At 60.5% G+C, this 24946-nt stretch carries 20 protein-coding genes; 4 read left to right on the forward strand and 16 right to left on the reverse strand.

Going from position 1 to position 24946, the window contains the following annotated elements; translation table 11 throughout:
• Nucleotides 1-38: 38 nt before the first annotated feature.
• Nucleotides 39-929, forward strand: coding sequence for a site-specific integrase (locus JIO00_RS13910; protein WP_010460071.1), 891 nt, complete (start codon nucleotides 39-41; stop codon nucleotides 927-929).
• A gap of 10 nt (nucleotides 930-939) precedes the next feature.
• On the opposite strand, the gene JIO00_RS13915 is transcribed toward JIO00_RS13910, so the two are convergent.
• The 10 genes from JIO00_RS13915 to JIO00_RS13960 all read right to left on the reverse strand — a co-directional run bounded on the left by JIO00_RS13915 (nucleotide 940) and on the right by JIO00_RS13960 (nucleotide 12383).
• Nucleotides 940-2010, reverse strand: coding sequence for an ABC transporter ATP-binding protein (locus tag JIO00_RS13915; protein WP_200668515.1), 1071 nt, complete (start codon nucleotides 2008-2010; stop codon nucleotides 940-942).
• Nucleotides 2007-3608 carry an ABC transporter permease gene (locus JIO00_RS13920; protein WP_200668516.1) on the reverse strand — a complete coding sequence of 534 codons (1602 nt, stop codon included), beginning with the start codon at nucleotides 3606-3608 and terminating at the stop codon, nucleotides 2007-2009. The genes JIO00_RS13915 and JIO00_RS13920 overlap by 4 nt, the downstream gene beginning before the upstream one ends.
• Nucleotides 3609-4619, reverse strand: coding sequence for an iron ABC transporter substrate-binding protein (locus tag JIO00_RS13925; RefSeq protein ID WP_200668518.1), 1011 nt, complete (start codon nucleotides 4617-4619; stop codon nucleotides 3609-3611). It abuts the gene before it with no gap.
• Nucleotides 4620-4824: 205 nt separating this feature from the next.
• Nucleotides 4825-5385 (reverse strand): PqiC family protein, encoded by a 561-nt coding sequence (locus tag JIO00_RS13930; protein WP_083376798.1) that lies wholly within the window; start codon nucleotides 5383-5385, stop codon nucleotides 4825-4827.
• Between the two features lie 16 nt (nucleotides 5386-5401).
• Nucleotides 5402-7057, reverse strand: coding sequence for a PqiB family protein (locus JIO00_RS13935; RefSeq protein ID WP_010460081.1), 1656 nt, complete (start codon nucleotides 7055-7057; stop codon nucleotides 5402-5404).
• The gene (locus JIO00_RS13940; protein ID WP_102593783.1) at nucleotides 7038-7697 is read right to left on the reverse strand and encodes a paraquat-inducible protein A; all 660 of its coding nucleotides are present in this window, start codon (nucleotides 7695-7697) and stop codon (nucleotides 7038-7040) included. Before JIO00_RS13940 ends, JIO00_RS13935 begins: the two co-directional genes overlap by 20 nt.
• Nucleotides 7694-8290, reverse strand: a complete 597-nt coding sequence (locus JIO00_RS13945; RefSeq protein ID WP_010460085.1) for a paraquat-inducible protein A — start codon at nucleotides 8288-8290, stop codon at nucleotides 7694-7696. Before JIO00_RS13945 ends, JIO00_RS13940 begins: the two co-directional genes overlap by 4 nt.
• Nucleotides 8291-8502: 212 nt before the next feature.
• Nucleotides 8503-9795 (reverse strand): NAD(P)/FAD-dependent oxidoreductase, encoded by a 1293-nt coding sequence (locus JIO00_RS13950; RefSeq protein WP_200668519.1) that lies wholly within the window; start codon nucleotides 9793-9795, stop codon nucleotides 8503-8505.
• The gene (locus JIO00_RS13955; RefSeq protein WP_010460089.1) at nucleotides 9792-10880 is read right to left on the reverse strand and encodes a polyamine ABC transporter substrate-binding protein; all 1089 of its coding nucleotides are present in this window, start codon (nucleotides 10878-10880) and stop codon (nucleotides 9792-9794) included. The genes JIO00_RS13950 and JIO00_RS13955 overlap by 4 nt, the downstream gene beginning before the upstream one ends.
• A 144-nt stretch (nucleotides 10881-11024) precedes the next feature.
• On the reverse strand, nucleotides 11025-12383 hold the full coding sequence (locus tag JIO00_RS13960; RefSeq protein ID WP_145307202.1) for a glutamine synthetase family protein: 1359 nt from the start codon (nucleotides 12381-12383) through the stop codon (nucleotides 11025-11027).
• Nucleotides 12384-12545: 162 nt separating this feature from the next.
• On the opposite strand from JIO00_RS13960, the gene JIO00_RS13965 reads away from it, so the two are divergent.
• Nucleotides 12546-13460 (forward strand): helix-turn-helix domain-containing protein, encoded by a 915-nt coding sequence (locus JIO00_RS13965; RefSeq protein ID WP_010460092.1) that lies wholly within the window; start codon nucleotides 12546-12548, stop codon nucleotides 13458-13460.
• A 59-nt stretch (nucleotides 13461-13519) separates the two neighbouring features.
• Here the strand turns inward: JIO00_RS13965 and JIO00_RS13970 are convergent, their stop codons facing one another.
• Complete coding sequence (locus JIO00_RS13970; protein ID WP_042932089.1) at nucleotides 13520-15907, reverse strand: DUF3772 domain-containing protein; 2388 nt, start codon at nucleotides 15905-15907, stop codon at nucleotides 13520-13522.
• 209 nt (nucleotides 15908-16116) lie between these two features.
• On the opposite strand from JIO00_RS13970, the gene JIO00_RS13975 reads away from it, so the two are divergent.
• Nucleotides 16117-16572, forward strand: a complete 456-nt coding sequence (locus JIO00_RS13975) for a YMGG-like glycine zipper-containing protein (RefSeq protein ID WP_010460096.1) — start codon at nucleotides 16117-16119, stop codon at nucleotides 16570-16572.
• Here JIO00_RS13975 and JIO00_RS13980 read toward each other — a convergent pair.
• The 5 genes from JIO00_RS13980 to JIO00_RS14000 all read right to left on the reverse strand — a co-directional run bounded on the left by JIO00_RS13980 (nucleotide 16557) and on the right by JIO00_RS14000 (nucleotide 22500).
• Entirely contained in the window at nucleotides 16557-17582 is a 1026-nt protein-coding gene (locus tag JIO00_RS13980) for a DUF2955 domain-containing protein (protein WP_010460098.1), read from the reverse strand. The genes JIO00_RS13975 and JIO00_RS13980 overlap by 16 nt on opposite strands.
• Complete coding sequence (locus tag JIO00_RS13985; RefSeq protein ID WP_200668520.1) at nucleotides 17572-18711, reverse strand: HlyD family secretion protein; 1140 nt, start codon at nucleotides 18709-18711, stop codon at nucleotides 17572-17574. Before JIO00_RS13985 ends, JIO00_RS13980 begins: the two co-directional genes overlap by 11 nt.
• Nucleotides 18708-20246: an efflux transporter outer membrane subunit gene (locus tag JIO00_RS13990; RefSeq protein ID WP_102593790.1), complete on the reverse strand. Its 1539-nt coding sequence runs from the start codon at nucleotides 20244-20246 to the stop codon at nucleotides 18708-18710. The genes JIO00_RS13985 and JIO00_RS13990 overlap by 4 nt, the downstream gene beginning before the upstream one ends.
• A 220-nt stretch (nucleotides 20247-20466) precedes the next feature.
• Nucleotides 20467-21099 (reverse strand): response regulator, encoded by a 633-nt coding sequence (locus tag JIO00_RS13995; protein WP_010460104.1) that lies wholly within the window; start codon nucleotides 21097-21099, stop codon nucleotides 20467-20469.
• A gap of 33 nt (nucleotides 21100-21132) precedes the next feature.
• Nucleotides 21133-22500 carry a cache domain-containing protein gene (locus JIO00_RS14000; RefSeq protein ID WP_077748407.1) on the reverse strand — a complete coding sequence of 456 codons (1368 nt, stop codon included), beginning with the start codon at nucleotides 22498-22500 and terminating at the stop codon, nucleotides 21133-21135.
• A gap of 381 nt (nucleotides 22501-22881) precedes the next feature.
• On the opposite strand from JIO00_RS14000, the gene JIO00_RS14005 reads away from it, so the two are divergent.
• Nucleotides 22882-24939, forward strand: a complete 2058-nt coding sequence (locus JIO00_RS14005) for a carbon starvation CstA family protein (protein WP_010460108.1) — start codon at nucleotides 22882-22884, stop codon at nucleotides 24937-24939.
• The last annotated feature ends 7 nt before the right edge of the window (nucleotides 24940-24946 follow it).

Here is a 24946-nt window from a genome sequence, read left to right on the forward strand (position 1 = left end):
TAGTTAATACCCACTCTGTTGCTTCGAAGACCAACCCGATGACTGTCTACCTGGCCCGACTGGCGCCCTCCAGTCAGTTGACCATGCGCTACGTTTTGCAGGATGCGGCCGACCGTTTGGGTTTCGAAGACATGAACGTCGAGGAGATTCCCTGGCATCAGCTCCAACCCGACAATGTGATTGCGCTGGTCGCGGCATTGCGCGAAGACGGCTACGCACCGAATACCTCGTCGCTGTACGTCAATGCGGTACGCGGGGTGATGAACGAAGCGTGGCGCATGAGCCTGATCAGTCAGGAACACTTGCTGAAAATGCGCTCGGTGAAAGGGATTGCCGGCACGCGTCTGTCCCAGGGGCGCAACCTCAGGCGCTCGCTGATTCAGGAGATGATGGCGGTGTGTGCCGCCGACCCGCGTCCTCAAGGCCTGAGAGACGCCGCCATCATCGGGATTTTGTACGGTTCGGGAATGCGCAAATCCGAGTCGGTGAACCTGGACCTGTCACAGGTGGATTTCAGCGAGCGCAGCTTGCGGGTCACCGCCAAGGGCAACAAGCAGTTGATCAAATACGCCCCGGCCTGGGCCTTTGAAAAACTGCAGGCCTGGCTGGAACTGCGCCGTTCGCACCTCAAGGAAGGCGAGGTGGACGACCCGTTCCTGTTCAACCGCATCCGTCGCGGCAGCCACATCACCCGCGAGCGCATCACCAAACACGCGATCTATTACATCGCCCGGCAGCGCGGTGCGCAGGTCGGGGTGAAGATCATGCCGCATGATTTCCGGCGCTCGTTCATCACCCGGGTGATCGAAGAGCATGACCTGTCGATCGCGCAAAAACTCGCTCATCACAGCAACATCCAGACGACGGCCAACTACGATGTGCGCGACGACAACGAGCGGCGTCGGGCGGTGGATCGCTTTGATCTGTGATGGCGTGGATTCAGGGTTCACTCAGCACATGGGCATGGCCGATGGTTGATACGTGAACCTCACTGCCAGCGGGCGGCGCGTACAGGCCAGAGCTGCGCACCATCAGTGATCGACCGTGCGGGTCGCCGGCGACGGTAGGCTGCAACTCCACGGTCAAGGTGCAGGTGTTGCCGCTGAAATCCCGCTCTGTCACCACGGCGCGGCACCCGGCGACTTCGGTCGGGCTGGGCTGAATGCTGACCAGTTGCAACTGCTCGGGGCGCAGCATGATCTGCGCCGCATTGTTGTTCCGGTGGTTGTTGACCGGGATGCGGCCCAGATCGCAATGGGCCCACCCGGCCTCGATCCTGGCGGGCATGACCACGGCATCTCCAAGAAACAGCGCGGTCTGTTCGTCGTCGGGATAGCGGTAAAGGTCCAGCGGATGGCCCGACTGCACCAGCCGGCCGTCACGCATTACCGCCAACTGATCGGCGAACGACAAGGCTTCGCTCTGGTCATGGGTGACCAGGATGGTGGTGACGCCGGCGTCGGACAGCAATCGCGCGACCATTTTGCGCATTTCGCCCCGCAGGCCGGTATCAAGGGCCGAAAACGGCTCATCCAGCAACATCAGCCGTGGTTGCTGCGCCAACGCACGCGCCAGCGCCACTCGCTGTTGCTGACCACCGGAAAGCTCATGAGGCCAACGTTGGGCCATGCTCGCATCGAGGGCCACGCTGTCCATCAACTCAGCGATTCGCTGGTGCTTCGCCTCGCCTTTGGTCGACAGCCCGAAACCGATATTGGCGGCCACCGTCATGTGCGGGAACAGCGCGCCGTCCTGGGGGACATAGCCGATCAAGCGCTGATGCGCCGGGACTTCATGGGTGTCGTCGACGAGTGTCTGGCCGTCGAGCGAAATACTGCCCGTGTCCGGGAATTCGAAACCGGCGATCATCCGCAGCAACGTGGTTTTGCCGGAACCCGATGGGCCAACGATGACTGTCCGGCTGCCTTTTGGCACCGACAGGCTGACGTTCTCCAGCGCTCGCTGAGAACCGTAATATTTGCAGATCGCGTGCAGTTCCAGAGCGTTCATCGTCCAGCCGTTCGTTTGGATTGGTAATAAAGAATTGCGGTCAACGGAAGCGACAGCACAATCATCAGCAGGGCGTAGGGCGCGGCGGCGGCATAGTCGATTTCGCTGGTCATGGCCCAGAAACCGGTGGCCAGGGTGCGCGTGCCGGTGGGGGCGAGCAGCAGGGTCGCGGTCAGCTCATTGGTGATCGCCAGAAACACCAGCGCGGCACCGGCGGCGGCCCCGGGCGCGGCCAGGCGCAGGGTGATCAGCCACAGTGCCCGCGCAGGCGAGCGGCCGAGGCTGCGCGCCATGTTTTCCAGTTCGACCGGTGCCTGCGCGATGCCCGCACGCAAACTCACCAGGGCGCGGGGCAAAAACATCAGCAGATACGCCAACAGGACGGTGATCGTGGTCTGGTAGATCGGTCGGGCGAAATGAATGGTAATGGTGACCAAGGCCAGGGCGACGACGATCCCGGGCAACGAGCTGGTGATGTAGTTGCAGCTTTCCAGCAAACGCTGCAGCCGACCCGGCGAGCGAATCGACAGCCAGGCAATCGGGATGGCGGCGCAGGTGGTCAGGACTGCGCCGCAAATCCCCAGCAGCAGGGTTTGTTCCAGCGCCGGCACAAGCTCTGCCAAGTCCCAGACTTGCGGGCCGCCCGCGATCAGCCATTTGCCCAAGGTGATCAGCGGCACACCCAAGGCCAGGGCGCAGGTGGTGATTTGCAGCATCAACCCCAGCACGGTGGCTTGAGCGTCCAGGCGCACCACCCGTTGTTCACGCGCGCTGCCGGAACCGACCCGGGCGTAACGCGCCGTACCGCGAGCGGCCGATTCGGCGGTCAGCATCAGCAGGGAACACAGGGCGAGCACGCTGGCCAGCATGTGGGCAGCGGGGCCGTTGAAGGTGGATTTGAACTGATCGAAGATCGCCGTGGTGAAGGTGTCGAAGCGGATCATCGCGTACAGGCCATATTCGGCCAGCAGGTGCAGGCCCACGAGCAACGCACCGCCACAGATGGCCAAGCGCAGTTGCGGCAACACCACCCGGAAAAAGATCGCCCAGGGCTTTAGCCCCAGGGATTCGGCCACGTCTTCGATCGCCGGGTCGAGCCGGCGCAACGTCGCTGCAATCGGCAAGTACAGGAACGGGAAGTAGGCGATCACCGAGACCAGAATCCCGGCAAACAGGCCGTGAATCGGTGGTACCAGGCTGACCCAGGCATAGCTGTGCACGAAGGCTGGCACCGCCAGCGGCGCGATCGCCAGCAACGACCAGCCACGTCGCCCGGGCAGGTTGGTGCGCTCCGTCAACCAGGCCAGCGCCAGGCCCAGGCTGATGCACATCGGAATCGTGATCACCACCAGCAACACGGTGTTGATCAGTAACTCGCCGACCCGAGGCCGGAACACCAGCGGCACCAGCGTTGTCCAGCCGGTTTGTATCGACACGCCGATGACGAAGGCAATCGGCATCAGTGCCAGCAACGACACCAGCACCGACAAACCGATTACCCAGGCGCCACCGCGACCGGCGAAGACGCTACGGGCGCGTCGTCGCAGGTTGACGGGTATCGCCGCGGGGATACCGGTTGGCAGGGATTCAGGGATCAATTAGAGCAGCCCCGCCTGAGTCATCAGGTCCACGGCTTTTTTGCTGTCGAGTTTCGACGCATCGACCACCGGGGCGTCGAGTTGCGACAAAGGCACCAGTTTCGGATTGGATGGCGCGTTTTTGCCCACGGCGTATTCAAACGACTTGCCAGTCTTGAGGATGTCCTGGCCGTCCTTGCCGGTGATCCATTTGAGCAACGCCTGGGCTTGTTCCTTGTGCTTGCTGGACGCCAATACGCCGCCCCCCGAGACGCTGACAAAGGCCCCCGGGTCCTTGTGCTTGAAGTAGTGCAGGGCCGTGTTGTTGCTGTTTTCGCCGGTCTTGGCTTGATCGCCGAAGCTGTAATAGTGATAGATCACGCCGCTGTCGATCTGCCCGGCATTCACCGCCTTGAGCACGGCGCTGTTGCCGCGATAGGCCGTAACGTTGGTTTTCATCCCTTTGAGCCATTCCAGCGTTGTGGCTTCACCCTTGAGTTCCAGCACTGCAGCGACGATTGCCTGGAAGTCAGCACCAGCCGGAGAAGCGCCCCAACGACCTTTCCACGCCGGACCCGCGAGGTCCATCAGTGATTTCGGCAAGTCGGCCTCGGGCAGTTTCGCAGGGTTATAGACAAACACGGTTGAGCGCGCGGCAATCCCGACCCATTTGCCATGTGCCGGACGATAAGCCGCCTCGACTTGCTCCAGCGTCGTCGGGGCAACCGGCGCAAACAGGCCGGCGTTGTCCACCAGCACCATCGCCGGGGAGTTCTCGGTCAGGAACACATCGGCCGGGGACGCGGCGCCTTCCTGCACGATCTGATTGCCCATCTCGGTATCGTCACCATTGCGCACGGTGACCTTGATGCCGGTTTCCTTGGTGAAGCCCTCGACCCAGGCTTTGGTCAGGCTTTCGTGCTGCGCGTTGTAGACCACAATGCCGTCATCCGCTGCAAACACCTGTGTGGCGCCGAGCAGGGCGGTGGCCAGCAAGGCCGCTTTGAGGAAGGAAGGGGTAGAGGTGAACATTCTGTCGGCAGCTCCTGTTCTTTTGGAAGGCATGCACGTCCATTCGCGGATCAATCAATGCGAACCATTTGCATGTTTGAATCGCAGGGAATGTAGAGCTCAAAATGAGAAAAAAACGTCAAAGAAACCGTTAATACATGTCATTTACATTCAGATTAGCAGCACCTCGGCCCCTTGCCCGATGGGTCTGAATCAAACGGTGTGGTCACTGGCTCGATGGGCAGCCTTTCGAAGTTCCGCCGGCCGCCTGATTGATCGCAGCGGCCAGACGCTTGACGTTGTTCTGATGGGCCACCACCAATTCATCAATGCTGGGACCGGAAGGTGACTGCAACGTGCTGCGGCAAGTAATCAGCGTGTTATCACTGTCGCCAAGGCTGCGCAGGCGCCATTTGACATCGATCAGCGCGTATTGCCCTGGAATCGAGTCGAAGCGCTGCACATCCAGGCGCAGTGACATTTTGCGTTGTGAGTGGCTGTTGAGCAGTTGGTCAACCATGGCGCTGCGCAATTCATCCACCAGGCTCGCGGCCCACCATTCGGTTTCGAGTATCGCCAGGCCGCTGTTGCCCTGGCGGATCACGATCTGCGGACGATCGACCTGGGGCGGCACGCTGATGCTTTCAATCTCGATCTCCGAGGTACCGCCTCTGGATTGATTACCCAATTGCGCCGGAATCAGGGTGTGAAACTGAATCGGATCACTGCGGCAAGCGGTGAGCAGTAACAGCGCGGTGACCAAGGTGATCTTCAGCGAAAAAGCCATGGTGTTGCTCCTGTGGTCAGTTGCGCGGTGGCGCCTGCAGATCCATCGGCGCGGCGTTGTTGGGGCGGCCGCGAATCAGCGATTCCGGATGCCGTCCCAGGTAATCCGAGAGCTCACGCAAGGAGCGCGACATGCGTCCGAGTTCGTCCAGGGTCTGGGTCAGCTGTTCGCGCTGCGGTGAGTCTTCGGCGAGCGTCGAACTGGCCGATTGCAGGGTTTTGCTGACGTCGGCCAGGGTGGTTTGCACGCCCGGCAGCGTCTTGGCGTTGAATTGGGCGAGGCCTTTGCGCAGTTCGACGAGGTTACTGTCAAGATTGCCGGCAATTCGCTCGATCGGCAGTTGGTTGATCTTGTTGACCATGCCTTCGAGTTTTTCCTGCAACTGTTCGAGGCTGCCGGGAATGGTCGGAATACTGACCGGACGGGCGCTCGGATCGAACGCGACTTTCTCGGCCTTGGGGTAGAAATCCAGTGAGATGTACAGCTGGCCGGTCAGCAGATTGCCGCTGCGTGCCTGGGCGCGCAGACCGTTCTCGATAAAGGAACCCATCAAGCGCACGGCTGCGGCTTCATCATTGGGATCATGATTGAGCGCCTTGAGCATTTTGGTATGGGCCGAACCCAGGCGCTGCGGGTAGATCACGATGCCAACGTTGACCGGGAAGCTGCGCTTTTTCGCATCGAAATCCAGATTGATCGACACCACTTTGCCGAACTCCACGCCGAGGAACTCCACCGGTGCATCGACTTTGAGGCCCCGCAGGGCCTGGTCGAAACGCAGGCTCAAGTATTGGCCCTTGCCACTGGGCGGGGCGAGGGCGGTTTGCTGGTCGGGGAACAGTTCATAGGCATACTCTTCGGCCGCCGGTTTATCGTTGGGGCTGTACTCCGGCGCGCGGAAGGCGATGCCGCCCACCAGCAGCGATGACAACGACTCGGTCTTCACCGCGAAGCCATTGGCGCCGACGCTGACATCAATACCGCTGGCGTTCCAGAACCGGGTGTTTTCGGTGACATAGGCATCGTTGGGCGCGTGAATGAACAAGTCGATGTTCACACCGTTGCCGTCAGGGTCCAGCGCATAGGCCACCACCTGGCCGACCGGAATTTTTCGGTAATAGACCGGCGAGCCGATGTCCAGCGATCCGAGGTCCTGGGTGTGCAAGGTAAAGCGTTTGCCCGGTTCGCCATAGGTAATCGCTGGCGGGTTTTCCTGGCCTTTGAAGTGTTTCGAGCGGGTGTTGGACTGGCCGATATCCGCGCCGATGTAGTCACCGGAGAACAGGGTATCGATGCCCGACACGCCGCCGGCACCGATACGCGGACGCACCACCCAGAACTGTGAGTCTTCACGGGTGAAGCTTTCCGCCTGTTTGGCCAGTTTGATCGTAGCGTTGACACTCTTCTGGTCGCTGCTCAGTTCCACGTCCGAGACCTGCCCGATCACCACATTGCGGTATTTGACCTCGGTCTTGTTGGCAGTCAGGCCGCTGCCGGTCTTGAACGTGACCGTGATGGTCGGGCCTTCCTGCATCATGCTGTGGACCACCAGGGAAATGCCCACCAGTACTGCGACGATTGGCACGATCCAGACCAGCGAAACGCTGAAACGACGAGTCTTGATTGGGGCCTGGCCAGGGGCTTGCGGCCCGTCAGTGGCTTGCGACTTCATCCATGTCCTCCTCGGTGTGTGAGTTTTTATCCTGCTCGTTATCCCAGATCAGACGCGGGTCGAAACTCATCGCTGACAGCATGGTGAACACCACCACCAGTCCAAAAAACAGAATGCCCGGACGCGGTTCGATATCGGCCAGGGCTTGAAACTTCACCAGTGAGGCCACCAGGGCCACCACGATCACGTCGAGCATGGACCAATAACCGATGAGCTCGACGAAGCGGTATAACGTCGATCGCTCCTTGCGCGCCCATAGGCTGTTGCGATGCACCGTAATCAGCAGCAGCATTAACGCGACGAACTTGACGCCCGGCACCGCGATGCTGGCGATAAAAATGATCAGGGCGATGTCCCAGGCACCGTGCTGCCAGAAATCCAGCACGCCGCCCATGATTGTGCTGTCAGCACCGTTGCCGACCATCTTCGTATTCATCACCGGCAGCAGATTGGCCGGGACGTAAAACACCAATGAGGTCAGCAGGTAGGCCCAGGTGCGGGTCAGCGAGTTGGTTTTGCGCCGATGCAACGGCGCGCCGCAGCGCTCGCATTCGTGCGGTTCACCTGTCATGTCGCAGGCCAGTCCGCAGCTGTGGCACAGGCAGAGGTTGAGTTCGCTGGCGACCGGAGGCGTTGTCATAGAATGTCCCACAGCTCACGGATATCGCGCCCGGCGATGCGGATCATCATCAGGCTGAGCACGGCCAGGGCAAACAGACCGATGCCGGGCAGCACATCCAGCAACCCGGCGAGCTTGATCACCGCGACCATGGCCCCCAGCAGACAGACTTCGAGCATGCTCCAGGGCCGCAGGGTTTCCAGCCAGCGCATGCAGAAGCTGAAACCGGGCGAGCGCCGGGAGGCGAGGGCATAGCTCAGCACCCAGATCAGCAACAACAGCTGAAAAATCGGCGCGATGATCATCGCGATCGCCGCCACCATGGCAATGAAGGTGATCGGCCCCAGGCTCAGGGCCAGCACCGAGTCCCAGAGGGTTGCGCTGTTTTTCAGGCCTTTGAGGCTGATGCTCATGACCGGGTAGAAATTGGCGAAAATCCACAGCATCAACGCCGTCCAGGTCAACGCCAGGCGTTGTTCCACCGTCAGGCCGTTATAGCGCTGGAGCACACCGCCGCAGCGTGTGCACAGGGTTTTTTGATGTTTGGCGAGCGTGACTTTTTCATACACGCAGTCGCAGTGCTCGCAGATGATCAGTTGGTCAGTCGTAGCCATTGGCCGCACTCGCCAGGACGCAGGAAAGTCAGAGCACCTCCTCAATATAGAAGTGCCTTGCGATTGAGCAAATCGAAAGGCCTAAACAACTGATTGACCGCGTTATCGTTTATCGCGAGCAGGCTCACTCCCACAGGGATCGTCGTCGTTCACAAATGCTGTGTCCGCCGAAAATCCCCTGTGGGAGTGAGCCTGCTCGCGATAGCGGCCTGTCAGCCAACCAGTTCGCGCAGGCGATACCAGAACATCCCGAGCGCCAGCAACGGCGAGCGCAGCATCGGCCCGCCGGGAAAAGTCATGTGCGGCACGGCGCTGAACACGTCGAACCCTCGACTGTGCCCGGCATGGATCGCTTCACCCAATAGCTTCGCGCACCAATGCGTGACGTTCAGCCCATGCCCCGAGTAACCCTGGGCATAAAACACATTCGGGTGCTGACTCAAGCGGCCAACTTGCGGGAAGCGATTGGCGGAGATGCCGATCCGGCCGCCCCATTGATAGTCGATGCGCACATCGCGCAATTGCGGGAAGACTTTGAGCATCTGCGGGCGCATGTACGCCGTGATGTCAGCCGGATCGCGCCCGGAATAATGGCAGGCGCCGCCAAACAGCAAGCGCCGGTCCGCCGAGAGCCGGTAGTAATCCAGGCCGACTTTCTGGTCGCACAACGCGAGGTTCTGCGGGATCAACTGCGCGGCAACCTCAGGTGCCAACGGCTCGGTGGCGATGATGTAGCTGCCGGCCGGGAGCACCTTGCCGCTGAGCTTCGGTTCGAGTTCTTCAAGGTGCGCGTTGCAGGCCAGCACCAGACTTCCCGCGCGTACCGTGCCACCGGCACAGCGAACCTGCACCGTGCTGCCATGGATCAACTCCAGAACCGGGCTCTGCTCGAAGATCTGCACCCCAAGGGATTGCGCCAGCCTTGCTTCGCCCAGCACCAGATTGAGCGGATGCAAATGGCCCGAACCCATGTCGACCAGACCACCGGCATAGACGCTTGAGTCCACCACTTGCTCACGGATCTGCTCCGGCCCGACCAGACGGGTTTCGTGGGCGTAACCTGATTCGGCCAGACTGTCGCGCTCCGCCTTGAACGCCGCGAATTGCGCCTTGGTGTTGGCCAGCTCGCAGAACCCCCAGCGCAGGTCGCACTCAATCCCGTGTTCACGGATGCGATTGCCCACCAGTTCCACCGAGTCGATCCCCGCACGCTCCAGATAGCGCACCCCGTCCTCACCGACGTACCGGGTGAAACCGCTGACGTCATGGCCGATGCCGCGGATCAACTGCCCGCCATTGCGCCCGCTGGCGCCCCAGCCAATCCGCCGGCCCTCCAGCACAATCACCGAGAGCCCGCGCTGAGCCAGCTCGATCGCGGTGTTGACCCCGGTAAAACCGCCGCCGATCACGCAGACATCGGCCACAAGGTCCGAGGCCAGCGTGGGGTAGGGCGTCAGGCCTTTGGCCGTGGCCGCGTAGTAGGAATGTGCGTGTTCGTTATTCATTTGTTGGACTTCACTTTGCTCCAGGAACGGGTCATCAGTCGCATGATCGCCTGGGGCGGGGTGGTCGAAATGTAGAGTTTGTCGAGGACTGCCTGAGGTGGGTAAACCTCAGGGTTGTTCACCAGCTCCGCGTCCATGTACTCCTTGGCGGCGGGGTTCGGGTTGGCATAGCCGACCGAGGCGCTGACCTTGGCAATCACTTGCGGGTCCAGAAGGTAGTTGATGAAGGCATGGGCTTCTTTCGGGTTGCTGGCATCGGCAGGAATCGCCAACAGGTCAAACCACAAGTTACTGCCTTCCTTCGGAATGGCGTAGGCGATGTTCACGCCGTTCTTGGCTTCCTTGGCCCGGTTGGCGGCCTGGAACACGTCACCGGAATAGCCGAAGGCCACGCAGATGTCGCCGTTGGCCAGGTCCGACACGTATTTGGAGGAGTGGAAATAGGTGATGTAAGGCCGGATGCTCAACAGTTTGGCTTCGGCTTTTTTGAAGTCTTCAGGGTTCTCGCTGCGCGGGTCCATGCCCATGTAATTGAGAATCGCCGGGAACACTTCATCGGCCGAGTCCATCATCGACACGCCGCACTGGCTGAGTTTCTTGATGTTTTCCGGTTCGAACAGCACTTCCCAGGAATCGATGCGGTCGATGCCGAGCACTTGCTTGACCTTGTCGACGTTGTAGCCGATGCCGTTGGTGCCCCACAGGTACGGCACGGAATGCTCGTTACCCGGATCGTTTTTCTCCAGCAGCGCCAACAATTTCGGGTCGAGGTTCTTGAAGTTGGGCAACTGCGCACGGTCCAGCTTGAGGAACGCGCCGGCCTTCACCTGACGGGCGAGGAAGTGGTTGGACGGCACGACCACGTCATACCCGGTACGCCCGGCGAGCAACTTGCCCTCCAGGGTTTCGTTGGAATCGAAGACGTCGTAGATCACCTTGATCCCGGATTTGGCCTGGAAGTCGGCGAGGGTGGTTTCGCCGATGTAATCGGTCCAGTTGTAGACGCTGACGGTGGGTTGAGCCTGGGCAACGGCACTGAACAGCACGGCAAGCGCGGCCGGCACCATGGATTTCAATAGACGCATTCGACACCTCTTTAGTTATTAGACTGTGTAGGAGCGAGGCTTGCCCGCGAAGGCGGCCTGACTGTCAACGACGATGTTGAACGGACCGGCCTCTTCGCGGGCAAGCCTCGCTCCTACAGGGGGGCGCGTGATCTCGCGTGGTTTTCAGACGCTAAGCATCAAGAACTCACGCTCCCAGGAACTGATCACTCGCTTGAAATTCTCGTGTTCGGCACGCTTGACTGCCACGTAACCGCGCACGAATTTGTCGCCCAGATACCGTCCGATGGTTTCGCTCTCTTCCATCTGCGTCAGCGCATCCTCGATGGTGATCGGCAGGCGCAGGTTGCGGCGCTCGTAGGCTCGACCTTGCACCGCCGCACTCGGTTCGACGCGTTCAACCATGCCCAGATAACCGCACAACAAACTGGCCGCGATCGCCAGGTACGGGTTGGCGTCAGCCCCCGGCAAGCGGTTCTCCACGCGCATCGAATCTGGCGTCGAGGTCGGCACTCGCAGGCCGACGGTGCGGTTTTCTTCGCCCCATTCAACGTTGACCGGGGCCGAGGTGTCCGGCAGGAAGCGGCGGAACGAGTTGACGTTGGGCGCGAACATCGGCAGCACTTTGGGGATGTACTTTTGCAGACCGCCGATGTGGTGCAGGAAAAGCTCGCTCATCGTGCCGTCGGCATTGGCGAAGATCGGCTGACCCGTGGCAATGTCGACTACGCTCTGGTGGATGTGCATGGCGCTGCCGGGCTCGTCGCCAATCGGCTTGGCCATGAACGTCGCCGCGACGTTGTGCTTGAGCGCCGCCTCACGCATGGTGCGTTTGAACACAGTGATCTGGTCGGCCAGGTCCAGCGCATCGCCATGACGGAAGTTGATTTCCATCTGCGCCGGGCCGTCTTCGTGGATCAGTGTGTCGAGGTCCAGGCCTTGCAGTTCGCACCAGTCGTAGACGTCTTCGAACAGCGGATCGAATTCGTTCGCGGCGTCGATGGAAAACGACTGACGACCGCTTTCCGCACGGCCCGAACGGCCCAGCGGCGCCTTGAGCGGCAGGTCCGGGTCTTCACAGCGCTGGGTCAGGTAGAACTCCATTTCCGGCGCGACAATCGGCCGCCAGCCTTTGTCGGTGTACAGCTGCAGCACTTTCTTCAGCACGTTGCGCGGCGACAGTTCGATCGGGTTGCCGAACTTGTCGAAGGTGTCGTGGATCACGATGGCGGTCGGCTCGATGGCCCATGGAATCACATACACCGCGTCGGCGACGGGCTTGCAGACCATGTCGATGTCGGCCGGGTCGAGCAGGTCGTAGTAGATGTCGTCGTCGACAAAGTCCCCGGTTACCGTTTGCAAAAGCACACTTTCCGGCAGGCGCATGCCTCGCTCATGCAGGAACTTGTTGGTGGGTGCGATTTTGCCGCGTGCAATGCCGGTCAAGTCACTGACCACACACTCGACTTCGGTAATCTTGTGATCTTTCAGCCACGTGAGGAGCTGATCGAAAGGGGCATTCATAAAGACCTCGTTATTGGTTTTTTTTAACGCCGGGGAGGACGGTTTCATCCACCGCACACTTCCCCTGAGACGCGTTGACGACTATCTTGGGCGAGCCTTGCGGTTCCATCTATCCACTTTCAGCAGCACCAAAACGCACCAAACGAGTGCGTAAGGTCATTCATGTCAGCGTCCAGTCCAATTCAGGTCCAAGCGTTCAACACCGACGATGTCGCTGCGCAAATCCGCGCCACGCCGGGTTGGGTTCAGCATTACCAGCAAATGTCGCCGGGGCATTTCGCCGGGCGTGTGCGCTACCTGGACCTGCAAGGCGTGGAGATTTACGAAGAGCAGATGAACACCCGGGTCGAACAGAATTTCAGCGCGCCCGAGGGTTCGCTGGCGTTCTGTTTCGATCGCAGCGACAACGCGCTGTATGTGTTGAATGGCGAAAGCCGCAACATCTGGATCACCCCGGAGAACTACCAGGAAGTCGCCGTGGTGTTTGGTCCGGAGTTCGTGCAGCGTCACGGTTTGAATGTTGCGCGGCTGGAAGGCTTGTTCATGTCGCCGCTGAACTCGGGGCAGAACGCCTTGTTCAGCCGCTGGTTGAGCGGCACCTTGACCCGCCTCGCCGAAACGCTCGACCCGCCGAGCAAAGAAGCGCTGACCCAGCAACTGCTCGAAGACTGCCTGTACATCCTCGACAACGCCTGTGTGTGCCTCGATCACGGCGGCCTGCAGCGCCGCACCGAAGAACGCGCAGTGATGAAGCGCATTGGCGAATGGGCCGCCGACTCACCGGAAGAAACCCTCAACCTGCTGGAGCTCTCCCAGGTGGCCGGGGTTTCCCTGCGGCAGTTGCAGCACGCGTTCAAGGCCTTCACCGGGATGACGCCCACCCATTGGCTGCGCCTGCGCCGCCTCAACAGCGCCCACCGCGAATTGCTTGCGCGAACACCGAATGACACCACCGTTGCCGAAGTGGCGATGAATTGGTCGTTCTGGCATCTGGGGCGGTTTTCCAGCAGTTACCGGGCGCTGTTCAAGGAACTGCCGAGTGAAACGCTCAAGCGCATTCGCCCGAGCAGGACCTGATTCGCAAGTTCAGCCTCGCCGAGAGGGCGCAGTGACTGGCTGAACGACCGGTTTTTTGTTCAAACCGTCGATGCAGGTTTCGCCAGTTCAATCCCGGCCGCACCCAATCGCTTGAGAATTTCAAACAACAAATCGCTTTTAGTCGTGCCGACGATTCTCGGGCTGCTGACGTAGCCCGTGACCGTCAGCGTGATGCCTTCGGGGGTCAGTTTGCTGAACCGGACGAAGGTAGCCGGTTTGTCGAGGATGGTTTCGTTCTCGCGGTACGTGTCGTACAGCAGGTTTTGAACTTGCTCCGGATCGATGTCCAGCGGGAACATCAGCTCCAGTGTCGCCACCCCTTGTGCGCTGCCGCCGAGGGTGACGTTGCGCAGGTTCTGCGAGATCAGTTGTGAGTTGGGCACGATGACGATCGAGCGGTCACTGAGTTGTATTTCGGTGGCCCTGACGTTGATGCGGCGGATGTCGCCTTCGACGCCACTGATGCTGATCAGGTCGCCGACCTTGACCGGGCGCTCGGTCAGCAGAATCAGCCCGGAGACGAAGTTCTTGACGATTTCCTGCAAGCCGAAGCCGATCCCCACCGACAGGGCGCTGACAATCCACGCCAGGTTGGTCCACTCGATGCCCAGGGATGACAAGGTCAGCAGTATCACCAGGGCGTAACCGATATTGGAGAACAGTGTGCTGAGCGAGGCACACATGCCGGGGTCCATGTCGGTCTTGGGCAGGAACTCGTTATCCAGCCATCGGCGCAGTGCGCGAATCAGGTAGATGCCGATGAACAGGGCCAGTAGCGCATTCAGCAAATGGCCCGGGATGATATTGAGTTTGCGCAGGCCATCGCCGCCGAGGATGGCGAACGTCTGGGTAAACAGTTGTCCCAGCGTCGTGCCGACGCCACCGACAAACAGTGAAATGACCGCCAGCAGCATTAAACCGGCGCGACCGACACCGGACAGAATGATCGACGCTTGCTCAAGGCGTACATCGCCGATTCCGAGCAATTGTTTGAGCGCCTTGCCGCTTGGACTCTTGGGTGAAAACAGGTACTCACAGCTGTCTCTGAACAATTGCGTCAGCAAGTAGAAGCCCGACAGGATGATAAAACCCCAGACCAGTTGGTACGTGATGAACCGTGCCAGGGAGATGTAGCCGATCAGCAGCGCAATCAGCGATACCACCGTCGCAAAACCGGCCAACGAATAAATCAGGCCGGCAAGGGTGGTACTCGATTCGGGCGCTTCCCCGGTAGCCGCAACGGCTCTGCGGACTCTGCTGGCTCGCCGGAACAACGTGCCGATAATCAGCGTGACCACCAGCGCGATCAAACCGCGGCCAAACAGAATGGCCGGCGGGCTCATGCCGGTGACGTTGGTGATTTGTGCCAGGCTGACCAGAATCAGCAGTGTGACGGCCAGTATCCTGGGGAAGGGCTGGATTGCCAGTGCCACGGGATCGGAGATGGCCGGCAGCCGCCAGGAAGGATGTCGGGTCGACAGCAGCGCCCGGCTCAGACCGGTAATCAGGATGCACACATAGATGATTTTTTCGAATTCATCGGCAAAGTTCTGAATCAAAGGCGACAACGGCAATTGCCGGGTGAGCGCATAAAACAGCAGTTGCATCGCAAAAGCCGTGGTCAGCAGCGTGGCCACGACAGAGGCCAGTGCGAGCGAGCTTCGACGCAAACGTCCCTCCGGCATTCGATGAATACACACCCAGGTCAGCCCGCGCTCCGCGATTCTTCGGCCCCAGGACCAAACACCCAGGGCCAGCACGATCAATGCGATGGTGAACAGGCGTTCGCCGGGTTGCCAGGCGGCCTTGATTGCGCTGGAAGCCTGCTGGATGAATTCGCTCAGCCGCTGGCGGTCCTCCTTCAGCGGACTGAACAATGGCGCCCAGAACCCCGGCCCCAGGATACTGCCGCTGCGCAGCGTGACTTCGCTTTCCAGCAGGTTGCGGCGAATACCGGCGATTTGAATAAGGAGACCGGCAGCATTGTTTCTGAGTGCTGTCAGGGTTTTGAGGCTGGAATCGACTTTGGTCTTTTGCTCGGAGAGATAGGCTCTTTGCGTCGCGATATCCGATTTCTCTGACTCTACATCGTCGAGTGATACCGGGCCCAACACATCAAGTTGGGCTTGCAGTTGCTTCTGTTCGGGCAGCAGGGATGACTGCAGGCTATCCACGTCGTTGATAAACGACTGAACAGCATCTTGCAGGCCGACCATCTGGGTGAGGTTATTGGCCAGCGAAATCTGTTGCTTGATTCGGTCAAGGCGGATTTGCAGGTTTTGCAGATCACTCTGAGAAATGACTAACGACGAAGTACCCGATGTAATACCTGCAGCCGGCAGTATGTCGGCGGCCGACAGCGCTCCGTCACTGGTTGCAAGCAGCGTGAGCACGACGAACATCATTGACTTCAATGCATTACGCATGGGGGTGCTCGACTCTGTGGTGGGTCGCTCAACCTATGAGGTTAGGCCATCACGCCAAAACGATCGAAAAGAATCCTGTTCGCCGTCAGGATCAGGCAATACCGTGCAGAGAGTGGGTGCCGCGTGATCTACACTCTTTGTTGCTGAATCAAGCCCGGGATCAGCTACCCGGGGTTAGTGCAGAGTGACGGGCTGCGTTGGAGGTCATTATGAGCAAGGTGTCATCCATCGGCCTGAGCATCGCATTGACGGTTGCGTGCACCCAGGGTTGGGCTGCAACGGTCGTTCCGATGAAAGGGCAGAGTTCGCAACAGACCCAGCTGGACATCAATGAATGCAACAGCATCGCGTCCAGTCAGGCCGCGTCGACCGCACAGCCTGCTTCCGGAGGGCGATTGCGCGGTGCTGCCGCGGGGGCCGCCGCGGGATCGGCCGGGGCAGAAGTGCGCGGGCGTCAGCATGACGAGTTTTATGAGCGCATCGATGACGACACGAAACAGGACTATCGGCAGGACCGCGCGAAAGAGACCGCCGTGGCCGGTGCAGTGGTGGGCGGCTCGCGTCAGCGTCAGGAGCGCCGGGCACAAGAGAAAACCAGTGCTGCAACTACCTCGACGGCGTACACCAGTTGCCTGCAGGGCAAGGGGTATCAGGTTAATCCCTGAGCCTTTCGCGGCCGCTGCTCGAGCAGATAAACCATCAGGCAGGCGTACAACGTGACGGCGAGGAACAAGCCCATGCGCACCGCAAACGCGGTGTACACGTCCTTGCCTGCGATGCTGTCCTGAACCGACTGGCCCAGCAGGATAATCAGCGTGATCAGGGTGTTGAGCCAGAACCCCGGGCTGAACCCGGTCGGGCTCAGCGCGTAGAGCTTGCGCGCCAGCACCAGGCCGAACAGCAGCATCCACAGAAAGAACATCCAAAGGTGCACAAACAGGCTGAGGGCGCTCCAGAACAGGATCGCCAGCAGGCCTGCGAGCAAGGTTGAGCCAACGAGTTCGCGACCGGCTGTGTGGGCGTTGGTCGTGGAGCTTTGTTGGCCCAGGCTGACGGCCTTGAGGATGATCGGCAGGTAACCGGCCGGGTCGATCAAGGCGAGCAGGAACGTCGGTAACACAATCAGGGTTGCACGTAGCGCCACTCGGCTGACCTCTTCGGCGGGCAACGTCGGGGCAGGCGGCGGGGAAGGGGCGTTGGGCGGATCCGGGAATAACCCGTGACTGACCGCCACGACCGCTACGGCGAGCAGCAAGCCCTTGACCAGGGCACCGATGACCATCGCCGCCAGATCGAATTCGGCAACGCCGGCCGAGGAAATCATCGTCAGGCCAATCACCAGAAAGGTCACGATCAGGGCATTTCCACCGCGCAGGCCAAAACGGAAGACCAGGAATAGGCTCAGACCGATCAGCAGCACGCCGCTGACGGGGTAATAACGCAGGATCGGGATCAACAACAGGCCAAGGCCCGTGGTCAACATCGCAGCCAGTGCGAGCACCACGGCTGCCTTGAACGGCAACGGGCGATTGATCGAGGCCAGCAGGATCAGGCACAGCACCGGCGCGAGAAAGGGGATCGGCAACCCGAGGCCGAAGCTGGCGGCAAGGCACAGCGCCGTGCCAGTGGCCAGGCGTAATGCGCGCTGTTCCCGGGGCGTGCGTTTAGTAGGCATAGCTCAGCCAGCTCATGAAACCCACAAACAGCCGACCCAACGGGTTCAGCGGGTTGCCTTGAGTCGGGAAGGCCATGACTTCGGCCTGCCCGCCAGCACGGATGGCGCCGCTGTCACGCAAGGTTTTTCGGGCGTCTTCGGAGAGCTCGATAATCACCGGAAAACGCTGGGCCGGTCGCAGCCAGTCGCGGCTGTTCTGGACACTGGGCAAGGTGCCAGGCGCCGGTGTCTGTCCGACACTGACGCCATAACCGACACTGCGCACGCGTCCGTCGAACACTTCGCCCGGGAATGCATCCAGGACGATCGCCACAGGCGTATCGACTTTCACCAGACCGAGGTTGTTTTCAGTCATGTCCGCGCTGATCCAGACATCGTGGATGGCAATCAGGGTCATGACCGGGCCACCGGCCGCGGCGAACTGCCCGGCGTCGGTGCGCAGGTCGGTGACCAACCCCGCCGAACGGGCGCGAATCTGCGTGTTGGACAGATCCAGCTCGGCTTTCGACAGCGCCGTGGCGGCGCTTCGCAGCAGGGCGTTGTCTTCCTCGCTGCCACCTTCTTGCTCGCGCGCTCGTTGCACTTCGGCGCGGGCGGCCGCGACCTGGCTGACCGCCTGTTCACGATTGGCGCGAGACACTTCGAGCAGACGCACGGAAATGGTTCCGGGGTCTTCGCGGTACAAACCTTCCAAACGTTGATTGTCTTGTTTCGCCTTCAGTTCGTTGGCCTGGGCCGCGCGCAAGTTGGCTTGCGCCGAAGCGATGCCGGCGGTGCTGGCGCCGATCTGCCGACGGGTCGATTCAAGGTCTGCGCGGGCGCGGTCGACGGCGATCTGATACGGCTGCGGGTCCACTTCGAACAGCACGTCGCCCGCCTGGATGTCCTGATTGTTGCGCACGTTGACGCGGATCACCCGGCCGGCGACTTCCGAGGCGACCGGAATGACAAAGGCGCCCACGCGGGCTTGTTGCGTATAGGGCGTGAAACGGTCGGCCGCCAGGTACCACGCCAGGCTCAGGAGGATCAGGAGCAGCACCCATTTGATGCCTTTTTTCGCCGGGTCGGCGGCAGGCTCAGGAGGCTTTGGGGCGGGCGCCTCGGGGACAGGCTGCGCGGTTTCACTCATGGCTGTTTACCTTGTGAGGCAGGGAGGGCGGCGGGCTCGCTCAGCAGGTCGCCCCAGTCGGTGCGTTTTTCCATCTGCTGGCGGGTGGCTTCATCGACTTTGGGCTGGGCGCTGTACCAACCGCCACCGAGGGATTTGTACAGGGCAATCAGGTTGCTCACCGCGTTGCTGCGGGCGACCAGGTAGCTGTCCTGCTGTTCGAGCAGTGCGCGCTGAGCATCGAGCACCCGCTGAAAGTCCGAGTAACCTTCGCGGTACTGCGTGCTGGCCAGCACCAGCGAGCGTTTGGCGGCCACTCCGGCTTCGCTCAGGATGCGTTCGCGCTCCAGCGATTTGATCAAACCAGTGGCGGCATCGTCAGCCTCCCGCGCAGCCTGTCGGACTTTGTCGCGGTACGCCTCGATCAGTTGCTGCAACCGCGCATCCTGGACGCGCACGTTATTGCTGATCTGGCCATGGTCGAACAGGTTCCAGCGCAGGCTGGGGCCGCCGATCAGGTCCAGGCTTCGGGACGTACCGTTTAGCGTGTCGGCCGACCAGACGATGCTGCCAAGCAAGGTCAGCGACGGATAGAAATCACTTTCGGCCACGCCAATCAATGCCGACTGGGCGGCGACATTCAGCTCGGCGGCGCGCACATCGGGCCGACGCAGCAGCAGATTGGCCGGCACATCCTGGAGCACGGCGCGATCGACCAGCGGGATCAAGCCTTCGTTGCTCACGAGCATCGGTAACGCGCCGGGCGGTTGCCCGATCAGCACGGCCAACGCATTACGCGTTCGTTGCAACTGGTCTTCGAGGGAGGGGATGGTGCTCAGGGTGCCGAGGTATTGGGTTTTGGCCTGTTGCAGGTCGAGTTCCGCTTGCTGGCCGCTGTTGAACAGTTTTTCGGTGATCTCGAAATTACGCTTTTGTTGTTTGGCGTTCTCCCGGGCAACGCGTAACCGGGCCTCGGTGGTGCGCAACGAAAAGTAGGTGTCCGCGACCTGGGCGCGCAGCAATACCAGCACGTCTTCATAGTTGGCCTGAGCGGCAAAATAACTGGCGTCGGACGATTCAATGGCCCGGCTGAAACGCCCCCAGAAGTCCAGCTCCCAGCCCATGTCGAACCCAGCGCTGTATTGCCAGAAATGGCTGTCCTGGGGATTGGTGCCACCCGATTGCCGGCGATTGAAGTACAAACTGTCGGCGCTGGCTTGCTGCAGTTGCGGGTACAGAGCGCTTTGCGCAATGCCCAGCTGGGCACGGGCTTCCATCACGCGCAAGCCGGCGATTTTCAGGCTGGAATTATTTGCATCCGACTCGGCGATCAGCTGATTCAGTAGCGGATCGTTGAAGACCTGCCACCACTGGCGGATATCCGGATTCGGTCCGCGTTGACTGGCGTGTTCAAGGGCTGCGGTATTCCAGTGTTCGACCCACGTTTCGCCCGGCGGCTGGAAGTCCGGCCCCAGCCGCACGCAGCCACTCAGGCCAAGTGCGCCGAGCAGGAGGAGGTGGCCTGGCAGTCTTTGCAAGGAACGGCCTCGAGGCATCGCGTATCGTCCAACCAGAGAAGGTCACTGGAGCATAGCCGTCCAAATGAGCAACCGGCTGTTAAGCTTCTCAGGCAACCTCAAACCTTCTGCGATCATTGATAGGCAGGACACTCATGAGTCTTTTTGTGCTGGGGGGGGAATTTCTGGGAGAAGGCGCGGACGTTGTTTATCCGCTCTGCCAAGGTGGTCAATCCCGAGGCGGTGTAAGGCGTGCCTGCTAGCGCGAAATGATCCCGTGATCGATCGCGTACTTGACCAGGGCTGCGGGTTTGTCGATGTTCAGTTTGCGGCGGATGCTCAAACGATGGGTTTCCACAGTGCGCACGCTGATGTCGAGCTCGCGGGCCATTTCCTTGTTGTTCAATCCTTGCGCCATTTTGTACAACACTTGGCTTTCGCGAGGGGTCAGCTCATTGTCGGTGCTTTTGTCGGCTATCAGCCGCTGGGCGATTTCGGCGCTGTAGAACGTGCCGCCACTGACGATGGCTTCGATGGCCGCAATGATTTCCCGCGACGGTGAGTTCTTCAACACATAGCCGCTGGCGCCGGCGCGAACGGATTCACTCACGTATTCATAATTGTCGTACATGCTCAGCATCAGCACCTTGAGCGACGGATACTGGCTGCGCAGCACGCGGGTCAGCTCAAGCCCGTTCATGTCGCGCAGGCTGATGTCGACCAGCAACAAGTCTGGCTGGCAGCGCCCGACCATCTCGATGGCCTGCGCGCCACTTTCGGCTTCGCCCACCACTTCCAGGGGCGCCATGACCGCGAGCAGCGCTTTGATCCCGTCGCGGACCAGGGAGTGATCGTCGACCAAGGCGACGCGGATCGGATAGGGCAGGTTCATCGCAGATATTCACTCTTGTTGTAAGGGGGTGGGTCAGCGTTTCGCACCGGGCATTTTCATCGGCAGCAGCACGTCCAGCTCACTTCTTCCAGGCATCGATATCAGGTCGAACCGCCCGCCAAAATGTTCGACACGCTCACGGATATTACGCAGGCCGATGCCCGCGTGGCGACGTTCGACCTGGGCGACATTAAAACCGACACCGTCGTCGACCACCGTCAACCGCACGGATTCCTGTGACCCATGCAGGGTAATCGAAACGTTTTTAGCCTGTGCGTGGCGTTCGATGTTGGTCAGGCCTTCCTGCACAATCCGGAACAGCGAAACCGCCGCGCCGTCGACCAGGTCACAGTCAAATTCATTATCGTCGTAAGTCACGGTGAGACCGCTGCGCTGCTCGAATTCGGCGGCGAGCTGCCCGATCGCCGCCGGCAGGCCCAGCGTGTCGAGCAATGACGAGCGCAGATCGTGAGAGAGGCTGCGAACCTCGCCAATCGCGTCGCCAAGGCGCTCCGTGGCATCTTTCAGCGTATTCAAACCCTTGTCATTGGCCTGGCCATTCTCCAGCAGCAGGCTGGCCAGTTCGAACTGGAATTTTATGGAGACGAGCACCTGGCTGATGCCGTCGTGCAGCTCTCGGGAAACCCGTGAGCGCTCTTCCTCCTGGAGGCTGACGATCCGCTGGGTCAGACGCTGGAGCTTTTTGTCCGCCAGGCGATGCTCGCTGACGTTGAGCGTCATGCCGCTGGCGAAGACAAACAGCACGGCCACGAGGGCCACCGCGGCAATCGCCAGCATGGTTTTGCGGATGCCGTGGGCCACTTCGTCACGCGCCTGCTGGGTGGCGCGCTCAACGTCTTCAAGGTAGATGCCGGTACCGAGCATCCAGCCCCAACGGTCCAGCATCACTACATACGCGAGTTTGTCGGTGACCTGGCCGGAAGATGGTTTGTTCCAGGCGTAGCGCTGAAAACCTTCGCCGGATTGCGCACTTTTGAGCAGTGCCTGAATCACCGGCAAACCTTGGGGATCTTTCATGTCCCACAGGTATTTGCCCACCAGTTCCGACTGGCGCGCGTGCATCAGGCTGCGACCCTCACGGTCGTAGACGAAGAAGTAGCCGTTGATGCCAAAGCTGAGCTTGCGCAGTTCTTCCAGCACCTGTTGCTGGGCGTGCTCGTCACCGTGGCCGTCGTCGTAGAGCGGCGCGATCAGGCTCTGGGCCATTTCCACGTAGTTTTTAAGCTCGGCGCGTTTGCTCGCCAGAATGCTGTCTTCAATCAGCTGCGCCTGTTGATCGCCGAGTTGGCGATTGAGGGAAATCACCAGCGCGCAGATCACCGCGATCGCCAACACCAGCGGCAGAATCCCGAGCGCGACGATTTTGTGTTTGAGCTGCATCTTGGCTCCTGACCGGACCGAGGGAAGGCGATGGCCCGGCATCATATGCCAAAGATACGCGCGTCCAGTAGCGGTGCTGGACGGAATGACCTGCGGCGGGGATGTCTGTCAGGTGAAATGCAAAACCCTTGTAGGAGCGAGCCTGCTCGCGACAGCGGTAGGTCAGAGGACATTGATGGCGAATGTCAGTCCACTATCGCAAGCAGGCTCGCTCCTACAGAGGAATCAGCGCATCTACGTAGAACTACGTAGACGCCATGTACGTAGTAACGCGGATTTATTTGTGGACGGCATGCGGGGATATTGGGCCAGCTCCGCACCGCGGACACAATTATAAAAAATTACCGCCGCAGTCCACTGGCTGTCGGCAGGAGACACGCTATGCCCCGTATGGCTAAACACCTCGCCTGGTTTGCCGTGGCTGTTCTGGGAGCGTTTGCGCTAAGTGTCGTGGCCTTGCGCCGCGGCGAAGCGATCAACGCCCTGTGGATCGTAGTCGCAGCAGTCGCTATCTACCTCGTTGCCTACCGCTACTACAGCCTGTTCATCGCCACCAAGGTGATGCAACTCGACCCCAATCGTGCCACGCCCGCCGTCATCAACAATGATGGCCTGGACTACGTGCCGACCAACAAACACGTACTTTTTGGTCACCACTTCGCGGCCATCGCCGGTGCAGGTCCGCTGGTCGGTCCCGTTTTGGCGGCGCAGATGGGCTATCTGCCCGGTACGCTTTGGCTGATTGCCGGCGTGGTGCTGGCCGGTGCGGTTCAGGACTTCATGGTCCTGTTCATGTCCACCCGCCGCAACGGCCGTTCCCTGGGCGATATGGTCCGCGAAGAAATGGGCCGCATCCCCGGGACCATTGCGCTGTTCGGCTGCTTCCTGATCATGATCATCATCCTTGCGGTGCTGGCATTGATCGTCGTGAAAGCCTTGGCCGAGAGCCCGTGGGGAATTTTCACGGTGATGGCGACCATCCCGATCGCGATGTTCATGGGCATCTACATGCGCTACATCCGCCCGGGTCGCATTGGTGAAATCTCCATCATTGGTGTGCTGTTGCTGCTCGGTTCGATCTGGCTCGGTGGGCAGATTGCTGCTGATCCGGTCTGGGCCAAAGCGTTTACGTTTACTGGCATTCAGATCACCTGGATGTTGATCGGCTACGGTTTTGTCGCCGCGGTATTGCCGGTGTGGCTGATTCTGGCCCCGCGTGATTACCTGTCGACTTTCCTGAAGATCGGCACCATCGTGGCCTTGGCGATCGGCATTCTGATCACCATGCCCGACCTGAAAATGCCGGCACTGACCCAGTTCATCGACGGCACTGGCCCGGTGTGGAAAGGCGGGTTGTTCCCGTTCCTGTTCATCACTATCGCCTGCGGCGCGGTCTCGGGTTTCCATGCACTGATTGCCTCCGGCACCACGCCGAAACTGTTGGCCAGCGAAGGTCATGCCCGTTACATCGGTTACGGCGGCATGCTGATGGAATCCTTTGTCGCCATCATGGCGATGGTCGCGGCTTCGGTGATCGAACCGGGCGTGTACTTCGCCATGAACAGCCCGGCGGCGCTGGTTGGCTCTGATGCTGTGTCGGTTGCTCAGACCGTCAGCAGCTGGGGTTTTGCAATTACTCCGGAAGCGCTGCAAGCGGTGGCCAAGGACATCGGTGAAACCACGATCCTGGCCCGTGCCGGCGGTGCGCCGACTCTGGCGGTCGGTATCGCGCAGATCCTGCATCACGTTCTGCCAGGTGAAAACACCATGGCGTTCTGGTACCACTTCGCGATCCTGTTTGAAGCGTTGTTCATCCTGACAGCCGTCGATGCGGGCACCCGTGCCGGGCGTTTCATGTTGCAGGATTTGCTCGGTTCGTTCGTACCGTCGCTGAAGCGCACTGAATCCTGGACCGCCAACCTGATCGCGACCGCTGGTTGCGTGGCAATGTGGGGTTATCTGCTGTACCAAGGCGTGATCGACCCTCTGGGCGGCATCAACACCTTGTGGCCGCTGTTTGGTATCTCCAACCAGATGCTGGCCGGTATCGCGCTGATGTTGGCGACCGTTGTGCTGATCAAAATGAAACGTCAGCGTTACGTCTGGGTGACCATGTTGCCAGCCGTGTGGCTGCTGATCTGCACCACCACCGCAGGCTTCATCAAGCTGTTCGATGCCAACCCGGCGATCGGTTTCCTGGCCCTGGCCAAGAAGTACAGCGATGCGCTGGCCAACGGCCAGATCCTCGCCCCGGCGAAGAGCATCGACCAGATGCACCACGTGATCTACAACGCCTACACCAACGCAACGCTGACCGCGCTGTTCCTGCTGGTGGTCTTCAGCATCCTGTTCTTTGCGCTCAAGGTCGGCATTGCGGCCTGGGGCTCCAAGGAGCGTACGGATAAAGAAGCCCCATACCAGGCGCTGCCGCAAGCGTGAGGGAGGA

The organism is Pseudomonas sp. SW-3 (assembly GCF_016615645.1).
In the GTDB taxonomy this organism is placed as follows: Bacteria; Pseudomonadota; Gammaproteobacteria; order Pseudomonadales; family Pseudomonadaceae; genus Aquipseudomonas; species Aquipseudomonas mandelii.